The following is an 8,914-nucleotide window of genomic DNA, read 5'->3' as shown; positions in this document are numbered from 1 at the left end:
CAGATAAAACACTTCTCTGTCCTTACGGTTTATCCCTGATTCGCACGTCACACCCTCCCTGTCAATCAACTAAACACTGCCGTACAGTTTACGCTCATGCCGTTTGATGTAGTTCCTGTAACTGTTACATTACCGCTTTTATGCCCTAAGATATTTACGTATATACTACCTGTTATATTATCCCTTGTTCTAATATAGTGGCCCGTCACACTGGCTATCGTGGTATTGCTGCTCGTCCAGGTAATATCGTCTGTTGCCTTCTCCAATATCTCCTTGGATACCAGCCCAGAAGAATCTATGCTCAAACTGCAGATAAAAGTTATTGTCTGACCTGCCTGGCCATTAATTGGAGGCTTACTTAGCAATCTGAACTCCACAGGCACGGCGTAAATTTTTAGCTCCAAGCGTGAGACCCTTTCTTCCAGACTTTCCAGACGCCCAGGCACATCCCCCAGCCCGATATCTTCTTTTGTAATATCAACAAATCCTCTCCTGTAAATACTTTCCGCACTGCCCTTAACGCCAGCTACTAGTGTTCCTGACAGACAATCCCAATACCCGTCTGCCGTGTAATACACGTTCGTCCCTGCTGGATATGTATAGCCCGCGCCCTCTTTAAAGGTGTTGTCTGTGGTAAAGTCGTCCATAATGTTATACATATACCCCGCTTGCCTTGTCACCACGGGAAGCTGGGCAAATGCGATAGTCCCCATCGGGAGAAGCGCGCCCTCCAGCCCCTGGGATATCCTTTTTGCCTGCTCGTAGTAATATTGCGAGCTGTCTACATTTTCATTCGGTCTAACGCCTGTGCCCCCATGAGCATAGCTCTCTGACAGCTTTCTGAAATTTTCCGACTCGTCCGCGCTTGATGAAGCTTCATCTGCGCTCACGGATGCGGCTTCTGCTTCCTGCGCCGCTGTTGTGGCACTTGCGGCGGCGGCATCCGCAGAGCCTGATGCTTCCTGCGCTTTCGAAACGGCAGTATCCTTATATTCTTCCGCTTCGTCGGCCAGCCCTTCCATATAGGCTTTTATTTCGTTAAATGTTACTTCATACAGCTCCCGTATATCTTCCGTTGCTTCCTCTATCTGCGCCTTGAAATCCTCATATGTACCCATACGTTTCACTATCCCGGCGCGAAAGCACATCCATACAATCTGGTTGGATGTTTCGGAATCTATAGACACAGCCCATTCACCGGGCAGCATCTTCTGTGGGTCGAAATCAGCTTTTAACCCGCGTCTCATTTGGATTGCCATTGTTTTTTCATCCCCCTCTGCGTTATTTCCTTAGCTTACTTCAAGTTCTCCCCCGTCATCGCCGCCCCCGTTGCCGTTACCCCCGCTACTTCCATTTCGGGGGATTTTCACAACCTCGCCTTCTTTATTTATCCCAAGCAGCCACGTTACCGTATCATCCTCGCCGATTCCTACAAGTTTTAAATTCTCCGCACGTAAATCGTTTGTTTCGATTGAATCGAGTTCAATTTTTGTGCTGTACGATGGTTCAAATTGCACCATGTCATCTTTATAATAATTATATTTTACTTCGCTATCATCGAATGATACCCCCTCTCCGCTTATTATAATTTTATAAACTCCAGAGTGAGGATATTGAGCCACTGATTCCTGAACCAATGTATTTCCCTCGGCTGTCATTCCCCCAAATGTACCTGTTGCGGCTTGTAATGCCCCTTTGAATGTGCCAGATGCTGCTTCCAGTTCCCCTGAAAATGTGCCTCCTGCCGCCTCCAGATTTCCTTTAAACGTCCCCGTTGCCGCTTCCAGCCTTCCCGAGAAAGTCCCCTTCGTAGCAGTGATGCCGTTTATATCACATTGGACAACCACATTCCCAGCGGCATCCTTGACGAGCATAACGCCGCCTTTCCCGTCATCACCGCCCAGTATCAGCTCCCCGCCGCGTGCCCATGTAAAATTAATCCCGATAACAGAAAGGATATTCAATACCGCATTCCCGCTGCTGTCAAACCCTGCTTTCCATAAGGTTGTAGAATCTTCCCCTGTATAGTCCCGGGTAACAAAAAAACCGTCTATCCCTGATTTATACACCACTTTTGACTCTGCCAGCTTTGGCTTGTCATGCCTGTATGCAAGTATGGAACCGTCTTTTTGAGCTACTGTCGTAGAGTAGAACCCCATCGTATTCGCGGCCAGCTGGTTCATCTGCTGGACGGCGATGTCATACGCTGAAAGCTTTATATCTACCTCGTCCCTCGCTTTTGCCAGTATCTTTGTGACCGCCCCATATTTCGTATAGTTCTTTTCCGTGGGTGTCTCCGCACTGCATTCGACTTTCTGCATCCCTCCCATAGTAAAGGTTGTATTTGTGATTACCGTCCTGTAGGTGCGCTGCCTCCTGTCTGTTACCAAAGCCGCATCCCCCGCTTCGATGCACGGATCTGACTGCACCATAATACTCAATGGCCGGAATATGCTCCCTGCCAGCTTCTGCCCTACATGCCTTGCTACCTGCTGCACTGCGCCTTCTTGTATCAGGGGATTTTCTGATATCTCCAGGACATAGCCCTCCGTGCCATATAAACAGCTTTCTGCGCCTTCCTCCTGCTTTTCAACAGACACGAGCACTCCTGTAATCGTAATGTCGTCCGTATTTATGGTCTGGCTTCCCAAATGGTAGAAATGGTGGTAGCCCGCTGCATCCCGGAACGTCCCGCAGTCGTGGCTATCCCCCGAAGAATAATCAGTGAAATTTCCCCCGCTTAATGTGTCCCCTGTTTCGTAAGGGCGTGCTGTCCCAGTGAAATCCCCGCCATCTATTCCGTCTGGCAGGCACTCCAGGTCATACCAGCCAAATTCCAGCCTGTCCATATGGTTGACTTTTGCATAACAACCCATAATCTGTGCGCAGTAGGAAATAATATCTCGGTATGTCAACGTCTCGCTGTCCGGCCGCTTCCTGACGGTATATCCTCCCATTTCTATGCTTCCTGCATCATACGCCACGGAGCAGGCGTTGCAGGCGTCCTGGACAATCTGGAGCAAACTTGCGGGATAAGAAAGCCTGCTGCCGCTGTAAGGGCTGTCAAAAAACAGCATGCTGTCATATGCCTTTACCAAAATAACTAAATCCTGTGCTTTTGCTTCTACCACGCGGTAGTATCCTTTCTGCAGGTATTCCCACGTCCCATCCTCCAGCATAAGCCCAACTTGCGCTACAATATCTGCCCCTTCAAAATCATATCTGTCAAACTTCCCATCCTCATTATTCAGAACTGCCGAATACTCCTTGATAACTGCAGCTCCGACTTCGAATTTCCCAGGGCTGGATGTAGCCTCGTCGATGCTGTAAGACACGAAATCCTCTATGTCTAGCTCCAGCGTTGTCCCATCCCGGAATGTAATCCTATCAGCAATGCCGAACTGCCTGTTCCCCTGCACCGCCCTTCTATACTTCGTGCTTGTATGAATCATATTCTCACCTCTGTATGATATCTACGGATACACTCCTGTACCAGAAGTTCCCGTCATCCAGCCAGCCCATATATTCTTTACTCAGTGTCCCCCGGTAAGTGTCTATCGTTATGTCTATCCCGTCATCCCGAAACGTGATTGGAAAAAAGCCTGCTATCAGATGCTTTTTTATAAGCTGTACTTCTGATTCTGTCAGAAAGCCCCATTTAATAGACAGGTTCTTTTTTTCTGCCACCACGTCCCCAATCATATAACCTGCCAGCGTCCGCTTTGTATCTGACGTCCAGATAATTTCATCTGACACGGAAAGCGAAACCGGGGACGGCAGCACCGTCCCCCCGGCTTTTAATATCTCTCCATCTTTCATGCCGCCCCTCCTTTATATAACTACATTGACTGTATTGAACCGCCTGTCAACCCCTGTCTGCGCCATTCGCTCAAGTGTGGCTATCTGCGCCCCATCTAGATTAAACCCTACGGATGACAGCGCCGACACAATCCGCATCGCCGCACTGTTGACCAATGGCTCCAGCTCTTCTTTTGTCACGCCTGGGCGTACAGAATTTACGGCAGCATCTACCATTGCCTGCATCTTATCCTCCGGCGCAACTACTTCTCCCTGGTGGCGGTTATCACCAATCATGGCAAGCTGTGGGGTATTCCTCTCCACAAAACCGCCTTTTGCAAGATACGGTATCTGCGGCGCCGTCCATGTTGGCAAATCAAAGCCCAACGTACTGCCGCCAATCCCCGGAACCCAGTCCGGTATATCAACCGAAATAGTATTTAATGCATTGACGACACCATTTACCATCCATTCTACACCGCCCAGTAGCCCATTAATAAGGTCAATAATCAAGTTAATCGGGGCTTTTACAATACCTACAAAGGAATCCCATACACCCTTAAATATTTTCTTAACCCCTCCCCAGGCTTTTTCCCAGTTACCCGTAAAAACCCCGGAAATAAACTCAACCACTCCCTCAAGCGCTTTTATTAGCCCTTTCACTACATCCGCAATGCCTCCGAAAACATCCAAGAACCTGGTGCCAATCCACTGCAGGACGGGGGCTATAGCCGGCATTATCTGCTGGGCTATCCAGTTTATTACTGGCTGGAGCACCGTCTCCCAGACATTCTTAATGAGTTCCGCCACATCCCCGACCAGATCAATGATTGCATCCAGGCACGGCTGTACATGCATCTGCCATACTTCCGTGAATTTCTGCGACAGATTGTCCAGGACGGGGGCAATATACTCATTGTATCCGTCTAGGAGCGTCTTTACTACTTCCCCAAGCCCATCCCTGAAAGAGTCAAACATGGGCTTGATATATGCGTCATACATTTTCCCTATCCGTGTAAAGGTTTTCTTGATTGAATCATGCAGGGTTGCAGCCAGCTCGCTGATTGGTCCCAGAGTATTTTGCAGTGCTTCCTTTATCCCATCTGCATTATCTGTAAACGGCCCTGTAATGGTACTGATGATATCCCTCGCGAATTTCAGGGCAAGTTCCATCACACCCAGAAAACCATCTGTAAATATACCTATGATATCTGCGGTAATCTGCTGTGCCTCTTCCCCTGCAAAAACAGACAGGATATCGGCAAACGCCAGTTTCACATCCCCGACTAAATTTAAGATTTCCGCTGATACATTGAAAATCCCTACCAGCTTCTCCTTGATGTATTCCTTATTCTGGTCTATATAAGCACTGATGCCGCCCAAAAGGTTTGTGGCAATCGTCGTCCCTATGCTCAGGGATGCATATGCCGATTTCAAAAACTCCGTTGTAATGCTTTCCGACAGCCCGCGCACACTTCCTAATACATCGGAAGATGTGAGGATATCCGAAATTCCCTGGAAAATCTGCTGTACATATTCCAGCACGTTTCCCCAGGAATCAAACAGCCCTGACACTGCATTGCTCAGCCATTTTTTATTTTTTTCCAGACTGTCAGCGATGCCTGCTATAATTGCCTCCCCCCATTTCACCGCAATGCGGGCGATGGACCCTGTTGCCACTCCCAGAGTCTTTGCAAGCCTATTTGTCAGCTTTTTTGCCGCCGCTGTTATTTTGGGGTCTGTAAATATATCCTTGAGCGCCTTTCCGACCCGCTGACATTCCTTGATAAGCCCCTCAAAATCAGTATCGCCAAACCCTAAAGCGAAACCTTTTTCAAACAGCCCTGCAAGCTCTTTGAACCTGTCCAGGACACCGCCGAGCTTTGCATCCATCCCGTCAAGGAACGTTTCGCCCTGGGCAAGCCCGCCAAAATCCATGCCCTTTAAATTAGCATCCGCCAAATCATCGGAACCCGATTTGTCGTCTTCCAGGCGGTTGATTTTATCAAACCCCATCAGGTTTTTCATTTCCTTCGACGCCTTCTTTGCAGCCGTCCCGACATCTCCCGTGTTATCCGCCAGGTTTCCTGCCGAATCAGCCGCGTCCCCAAGCCCCTTACAGGCGGCGTCTGCATCTGATGCCACTGTACCTACCCCATCTGACGCTTTGTTTCCCGTCAGAAGTTCCGTAAACGACTTAAAAGCCCCTGCCAGGACTGAAAGTTTCCCAACCAGGGTATTTACTAATTTGAGTACCGGGGTAAATATATTAATCAGCCCCTGCCCGATGGATGCTTTCAGGCTGTCAAACTGCAGGGACAGTATTTTCACCTGGTTCGCCCATCCGCCAGAAGTCCGGGCAAAATCTCCCTGTGCTGCCGAAAGCTGCTCACTCACGAACTGGTACCGGAGCGCAACTTTCTCCGCTTCTGACATTTTATTCGTCGTTTTCCCGAACCCATTTGCCAGCGCATAGCTGTCCAATGCTGTCTGGGTCATAACGACACCCAGGTCTTTCAGCGATTCTGTCTCCCCTGTGAATACAGATTTCAACTTTGTATACGCCTCATCCTGGGATAAGTTATAGAAAGAGGCCACATCGCCTGATAAACCTGTCAGAGCCGCGCCCATGCCATACGCCTGCTGCTCTGTAAACCCGAACGCCTTCGCCATAGAACCAAAAGTTCCAACATACTGTTTCGCCATAGTTTCCGACAGCCCGAAGGAAGATGCGGCAGATTTTGCAAAGCTGTCTACCTTTTCAGACATTGCCGGGAATGTAACATCTACCACATTTTGTACTTCTGCCAAGTCCGAGCCCAAATCCAGGCATTCCTTCCCAAAATCCACAAGTTTCTTAACCGCAAAAGCTCCTGCCAGGGCTTTTCCTGCACTTTTCGCCATGCCTGTAATTCCAGACATCTGTCTTTGGAATCCTTGTGTATTTGCAACCAGGTCAAGTCCTATCTGCCCTACGCTGTTTCCTGGCATCTTCCTCACCTCCCTGCCATCTGGATAAACGACTGCTTCAGTCCTTCGAGCACCTTGTCCATGTCGGGTCCCGATACCCTCTGCGCTTTCTTCCGCAGCCACCTGTTCCGTATCCGCCTCTGCTCTTTCGTGAAACGCTTTAGCGTCCTCTTATCTGTCTCAGAGCGTATCGCAACTATGCGTCCGAGCGGCGTGTCCGGGCCAATTCCTGAGAGGAGCTGCTTAAACTCTTCCCATTGCATTTCCGCTATTTCTTTCGAAAGCCGTATCCCATACTGCGTCTGGAATGAAGATACAATTAAATCATAATCATCAATCAGGTCGTAGTATGGGTCGCAGCTTCCCCCGGTTCTTCCCCGTCCTCTCCGGTAATCAGTGTAATTGCACCTTTTACGACAGTCTTGAAATCCTGGAAATTCAGGTGCATTTTGTCAATTGCTTTTCTGGATTCATCCGGGAACAGCAGCTTATACATAGCAACGACCTGTTTCGGCCCCGGATCGTCGCTCAGGGTATCCATAACTTTCAGGGCGGTCGCCGCATCCGCATGTACTTCCAGTTCCTTCCCTTTAATTACCAGTGACGGGTTCCCGTCAAAGCTCAGTTTCTCTGTGATATCTACTTTCTTCGCCATATTGCCCTCCTGCTAAAATCTTGTTACTCCTGCCCCGGCAGAATAATTTCCGGTTTTCCATTGCTCATTACTTCAAATTCCAGAGGTGCTACCGCCGTGGAATCACCCGCGCCGATATTTGTTACGTTAAAAACCGCCGACGCAAATTTTACTACCGTACCATCAGGGAAAGTCCAATGGAAATCCCTTTCCACGCTCCGCCCGTTTTTCCAGGCAAGAGCCGCCACGGCATCATTCCCCGCATCACCTACATTCCGTTTTGCCGTCACAGAAATCGTTACCGATTTCGCTGTCATTAGCCTGCGTGTCCAGCCCTTCTGGTCAAACGGTGTCCACTCCTCTACACCATTGTCAAATGACACGCCGAACGTCTCACAATCAGCAATCCCTTTCATGGACGGTGCGGACGCCCCTGAATCTGAGGTGTCAACCTGAAACTGGTTTTCATAACATGGGTATACGCCTGTTACTTCATTCATGCTTCTCATCATTCCTTTCTTTTTCGTAAATGACAGCCGCCTCAAGAACCATTTCGTAGATTCCGGCATCATCCGTACCGACATCCTGCAATTCGTAAAGCGGCTGTACAAATTTAATTTTTGCATTATTCACAATTACTTCCCTTGCCCCCCTGACGGCATCAAATAAGGCCGATGCAGCCTTTTCTGTATCTCTTGGGGATTTGTTCCAGTGAACCAGGAAAGTCACGTATTTTGTCCCGTAGGACTGCATCGCGGCGCCTCCTATAGCTGTCTCATGCTGGTGTGTGTGCTTGCTGTTGTATACGCCTATTGCCTTATCCTGCTTACTGTCCAACTTTCCCATGTAAACGTACTCCGCAATGCCCAGGGAAGCAATGAAATCCCTTACGTCTGATAACATCATAGTGCGGCCAGCCTCCTGTATATCTTTTTGTATGCGTCGCGGCAGAAATCGGCAGAAACCCCATCAATCCAGGGCTCATACCATTTTCCCTGCGCAAAAGCATTTTCATATGTCTGGAAATTATATTCAGGATGGAAATACAGGCGGCGTGCATACGGAGTACTTGTCGCAATGGTCACCCTCCCATCCGACGACCTGGAGCAGTCTACAAAAGTACTTTCGTTTTGCATCGCGCCTGTATCCCTCGGCATAATCTCTGCCTGTACAACTTCCGTGTGCAAGGCCTCTGCCGTCTGCTCCAGCGCTGTTACCTGCGCCTGTGTAAGTTTCCGAATCTTCGGGATATTCAGTTTAACTACCGAATTTACTTTTATCATACCAGAAGCACCTCCGTATAATTAACGCTTCCGTCAGGGTTGCGGGCTTTCATTCCCTGCTGCACCCTTCGTACCACTCCGAATACTTCGGCCGTCCCTCCGGAAATCACTGGAAGTTCCGGGCAGATATCCCCAGGAAATAATACACTTCCTGTAATCTCCACCATCTTTTTCTCTGGTGTCAGGATAGTCTTAGCTTTGTCCTGGTAATTGCATTTTCCTGAATAGC

The 8,914-nt window shown here is 48.9% G+C and carries 10 protein-coding genes; all 10 read right to left on the bottom strand.

Annotated elements, in window-relative coordinates; genetic code table 11:
* Positions 1-65: 65 nt before the first annotated feature.
* A complete protein-coding gene (locus tag NFR99_RS13830; RefSeq protein WP_251353944.1) occupies positions 66-1,259 on the bottom strand; it encodes an Ig-like domain-containing protein in 1,194 nt (397 codons plus the stop codon).
* A gap of 30 nt (positions 1,260-1,289) precedes the next feature.
* Positions 1,290-3,452 carry a hypothetical protein gene (locus NFR99_RS13825; RefSeq protein WP_251353943.1) on the bottom strand — a complete coding sequence of 721 codons (2,163 nt, stop codon included), beginning with the start codon at positions 3,450-3,452 and terminating at the stop codon, positions 1,290-1,292.
* A gap of 4 nt (positions 3,453-3,456) precedes the next feature.
* Complete coding sequence (locus tag NFR99_RS13820; protein ID WP_120486880.1) at positions 3,457-3,819, bottom strand: hypothetical protein; 363 nt, start codon at positions 3,817-3,819, stop codon at positions 3,457-3,459.
* Positions 3,820-3,831: 12 nt separating this feature from the next.
* Positions 3,832-6,789 carry a phage tail family protein gene (locus NFR99_RS13815; protein WP_251353942.1) on the bottom strand — a complete coding sequence of 986 codons (2,958 nt, stop codon included), beginning with the start codon at positions 6,787-6,789 and terminating at the stop codon, positions 3,832-3,834.
* A 5-nt stretch (positions 6,790-6,794) separates the two neighbouring features.
* Positions 6,795-7,088, bottom strand: a complete 294-nt coding sequence (locus tag NFR99_RS13810) for a Gp15 family bacteriophage protein (protein WP_120486878.1) — start codon at positions 7,086-7,088, stop codon at positions 6,795-6,797.
* 17 nt (positions 7,089-7,105) lie between these two features.
* Positions 7,106-7,423 carry a hypothetical protein gene (locus tag NFR99_RS13805; RefSeq protein WP_120486877.1) on the bottom strand — a complete coding sequence of 106 codons (318 nt, stop codon included), beginning with the start codon at positions 7,421-7,423 and terminating at the stop codon, positions 7,106-7,108.
* Positions 7,424-7,446: 23 nt separating this feature from the next.
* Positions 7,447-7,902 carry a phage tail tube protein gene (locus NFR99_RS13800; protein WP_251353941.1) on the bottom strand — a complete coding sequence of 152 codons (456 nt, stop codon included), beginning with the start codon at positions 7,900-7,902 and terminating at the stop codon, positions 7,447-7,449.
* A complete protein-coding gene (locus tag NFR99_RS13795) occupies positions 7,895-8,308 on the bottom strand; it encodes a minor capsid protein (RefSeq protein ID WP_251353940.1) in 414 nt (137 codons plus the stop codon). Before NFR99_RS13795 ends, NFR99_RS13800 begins: the two co-directional genes overlap by 8 nt.
* Positions 8,305-8,685 carry a hypothetical protein gene (locus NFR99_RS13790; protein ID WP_251353939.1) on the bottom strand — a complete coding sequence of 127 codons (381 nt, stop codon included), beginning with the start codon at positions 8,683-8,685 and terminating at the stop codon, positions 8,305-8,307. The genes NFR99_RS13795 and NFR99_RS13790 overlap by 4 nt, the downstream gene beginning before the upstream one ends.
* Positions 8,682-8,914, bottom strand: a 233-nt coding sequence (locus tag NFR99_RS13785; protein WP_251353938.1) for a hypothetical protein, incomplete at its 5' end; no start/stop codon positions are given. The genes NFR99_RS13790 and NFR99_RS13785, both read right to left, overlap by 4 nt.

Source organism: Hominisplanchenecus murintestinalis, assembly GCF_943193015.1.
In the GTDB taxonomy this organism is placed as follows: domain Bacteria; phylum Bacillota; class Clostridia; order Lachnospirales; family Lachnospiraceae; genus Hominisplanchenecus_A; species Hominisplanchenecus_A murintestinalis.
Note: the sequence above shows the minus strand (reverse complement) of the source record. Positions and strands in the feature narration are given on the sequence as shown.

Coding starts and splice junctions, on each gene's coding strand:
- NFR99_RS13830 (WP_251353944.1), bottom strand. CDS start 1,259: ATGGCAATCCAAATGAGACGCGGGTTAAAAGCTGATTTCGACCCACAG.
- NFR99_RS13820 (WP_120486880.1), bottom strand. CDS start 3,819: ATGAAAGATGGAGAGATATTAAAAGCCGGGGGGACGGTGCTGCCGTCC.
- NFR99_RS13790 (WP_251353939.1), bottom strand. CDS start 8,685: ATGATAAAAGTAAATTCGGTAGTTAAACTGAATATCCCGAAGATTCGG.
- NFR99_RS13795 (WP_251353940.1), bottom strand. CDS start 8,308: ATGATGTTATCAGACGTAAGGGATTTCATTGCTTCCCTGGGCATTGCG.
- NFR99_RS13825 (WP_251353943.1), bottom strand. CDS start 3,452: ATGATTCATACAAGCACGAAGTATAGAAGGGCGGTGCAGGGGAACAGG.
- NFR99_RS13805 (WP_120486877.1), bottom strand. CDS start 7,423: ATGGCGAAGAAAGTAGATATCACAGAGAAACTGAGCTTTGACGGGAAC.
- NFR99_RS13815 (WP_251353942.1), bottom strand. CDS start 6,789: ATGCCAGGAAACAGCGTAGGGCAGATAGGACTTGACCTGGTTGCAAAT.
- NFR99_RS13800 (WP_251353941.1), bottom strand. CDS start 7,902: ATGAATGAAGTAACAGGCGTATACCCATGTTATGAAAACCAGTTTCAG.